The sequence below is a fragment of the Microbacterium sp. genome (assembly GCF_031988965.1).
In the GTDB taxonomy this organism is placed as follows: Bacteria; Actinomycetota; Actinomycetes; order Actinomycetales; family Microbacteriaceae; genus Microbacterium.
The window spans coordinates 1-2514 of record NZ_DALZXX010000244.1; the positions used below are offsets into that span (position 1 = coordinate 1).

Here is a 2514-nt window from a genome sequence, read left to right on the forward strand (position 1 = left end):
CGAGCAGGGCGACGCCGAGCCACGCGGCGTCAGCGCGCCGCCGCGTGAGCGCCGCCGCCAGCACCAGCGGCCCGAGGAACTCGATCGCGACCGCGGGCCCCAGCGGGATGCGGTCGATCGCGGCGTAGAAGAATCCGTTCATCGCCGCGAGCGCGAGGCCGAAGAGCACGGCGGCGAGCCATTGCCCGCGGGTCCACCGTCGAGGGCTCGGACGCACGATCACGAGCAGCAGCAGCGCTGCGATCGCGACCCGCAGCGACGTCACGCCCCACGGCCCGAGAACAGGGAAGAGCTGAGCCGCGACCGCCGCTCCGAACGGCAGCGAGAGGCACGAGACGACGACCAGCGCCACGCCCACGAGGGCACGCGAGGACGCGGGTTTCTGCACCGGACCAGCCTACGCGGGTGGTGTGACCCCGCTCGCGCTCAGGCTCGACTCAGAGCGGCGGATTCGAGTCGAGAGACGCGTTCTCGGCCGCCGCTGCCGCCGCGCCGTGCGTCTCGCTGGGCTCGGGCACCACGTGCAGACCGCTCGGCGTGTTGGCGGTGAAGGCGAGTGCTTCGATCCACGCACGGTTGATCGACGGCTGCCGGCTGCCGTAGTACTTGAAGACCAGCGCGCTGCCGGGCTGGATCCACACCGTCGTGCGGCCTCCCCCGACGCTGGAGTCCTCGCGCCAGCTGAACGGGAACGGCTCGGCCCGCCGCAGCTTCGCGGTGATCACGAGCTGCAGGTGGGTGAGGGTGCGATCCTCGATCTCCGTCTTGACGTTGCCCTCGTAGATGAACTTTCCCATGCAGGCCTCCCTCTGCCTCCACACGATCGACCTGTGCTCCCCACCGGCACCTTCTGCCGGACCGACGGTCATCGGCGTAGCCCGATCATATGCGAGAGATACTCCGGAATGCTCGTCGGAAGTCAACCCCCTGACAGCGACCCCACCGACCCCCTAGCGTCGGTGATGACAGCGAGGAGGCCTGATCATGGCACGACACATCGACGATCGTCCCGACGAGGGATACACGCCCACCACGACCCACGCCGAGTTCGGCGCGGGCAACCCCCGGCTGCGTGTCACACGCGACGACGAGCGGAGCGAATTCGCTCTCGAGGCCGAGGTCGTGCGCATCGGATCCGCTGCCGATCTCGAACTGCGCCTCGACGGTGCCGACCCCGTGCACGCGACGATCACTCACGACGAGCGCGACGAGTACGTGCTCGAGCTGCACGGCGAGGGTGAGATGAACACCAACCCGTCCGCCGACGCCACACACCCCGGCGAGCGCACGCAGACCCTGCGCACCGGCGCCCGGTTCACGGTGGGCGCCTGGGAGCTGGTCTTCGCCCGCGACGAGTTCGCCGACCACGGCCGCCCCTTCGGCGGACGCCAGGGCGGGGAGTACTCCGACCAGCCGCTGCAGCCGGACCGCCCCGACTACTCCGACGAGGCCAGCGCGACGACCGACTCTCCGACGCCCGCGACGGATGAGACGGGCTCGACGGACGAGAACGCCCGGTGACCGCTGACGGGCTGACGGAAGACCTGACGGAAGACGTCACCGAGGCAGAGGTGAACTCCGCGTCGTCGGTCCTCGAGAGGCTCGGCGAGGTGGCGCGTGAGCGCGGCCTGCGGGTCTGCGTCGTCGAGTCGCTCACCTCCGGTCGCTTCGCGAGCACGGTGGGAGCGGTCGAGGGTGCCGGCGACTGGTTCGCCGGCGGCGTCGTCGCCTACCGCCCCGACATCAAGGAACGGGTGCTGGGAGTGACCCCCGGCACCGATCCCGTGTCGGCGGTCTGCGCCGAACAGCTCGCCGACGGCGGCCGCCGCCTCTTCGACGCCGACCTGTGCGTCTCGACGACCGGTGTGGGCGGGCCCGATGCCGAGGGCGGTCACGAGGCCGGCACGGTCTACCTCGGCTGGGCCTCGAACGACGGCATCGGACATCGGATGCTCGCACTCACCGGTGACCCGCGACAGGTGCTCGACGAGGCCGTCGAGATCGCCGCGAGGCTTCTCGCCTTCCATGCCGAGAGTCTGCACCCGGTGGGTCCGCGCCGCGGAGACGCGCAGAAGCCCTGACAGAGCGAACCCCGGTCGCCGACCGGGGACGAGTCCGATCCGCAACGGCGCGTCTGCGGCGGCTGCGGCGAGCAGCGCCTCGTCGATCGCCGCGAGCTGGCGCACCTCGCCCACCGCATCCGCGAACGGATAGGCGCGCCCCCGGCCGGCGAGGAAGGCCACCGCATCGGCGAGCTCGGTGCCGGTGTAGTTGTGCACCCCGCTCACCGTGACGAGCCGACGCACGATGCTCTCGGCATCGAACGGCACAGGGTCAGCGGGGAAGACACTGCCGACGAGCACGACGGTACCCCCGGTCGCGACGCCGGCGAGAGCGTCGGCGACCGCATGCCCCGAGGCCTCGATGACGATCTCGGGCTCGCGGTCGAGCGGCGCGGCGCCGAAGCGCGCCGCGAGAGCGACGCGCTTCTGATTCGGGTCGAGCACCTCGACC

At 71.2% G+C, this 2514-nt stretch carries 4 protein-coding genes; 2 read left to right on the forward strand and 2 right to left on the reverse strand.

The window, feature by feature from the left end; all coding sequences use genetic code 11:
* Positions 1-388 (reverse strand): EamA family transporter (locus RTM68_RS18260; protein WP_396654251.1); only part of this gene is annotated, 388 nt, incomplete at its 3' end.
* A 49-nt stretch (positions 389-437) separates the two neighbouring features.
* Positions 438-797, reverse strand: a complete 360-nt coding sequence (locus tag RTM68_RS18265) for an ATP-dependent DNA ligase (protein WP_312173709.1) — start codon at positions 795-797, stop codon at positions 438-440.
* Between the two features lie 187 nt (positions 798-984).
* Here RTM68_RS18265 and RTM68_RS18270 point away from each other — a divergent pair, with 187 nt between their 5' ends.
* Both RTM68_RS18270 and RTM68_RS18275 read left to right on the forward strand, forming a co-directional pair.
* The gene (locus RTM68_RS18270) at positions 985-1521 is read left to right on the forward strand and encodes an FHA domain-containing protein (protein WP_312173710.1); all 537 of its coding nucleotides are present in this window, start codon (positions 985-987) and stop codon (positions 1519-1521) included.
* Between the two features lie 89 nt (positions 1522-1610).
* Positions 1611-2081 carry a CinA family protein gene (locus RTM68_RS18275; RefSeq protein ID WP_312173712.1) on the forward strand — a complete coding sequence of 157 codons (471 nt, stop codon included), beginning with the start codon at positions 1611-1613 and terminating at the stop codon, positions 2079-2081.
* Positions 2082-2514 lie beyond the last annotated feature (433 nt).

Excerpts from the sequence above, each read along its gene's own strand:
- RTM68_RS18265 (WP_312173709.1), bottom strand. The coding sequence starts at position 797 with ATGGGAAAGTTCATCTACGAGGGCAACGTCAAGACGGAGATCGAGGAT.
- RTM68_RS18270 (WP_312173710.1), top strand. The coding sequence starts at position 985 with ATGGCACGACACATCGACGATCGTCCCGACGAGGGATACACGCCCACC.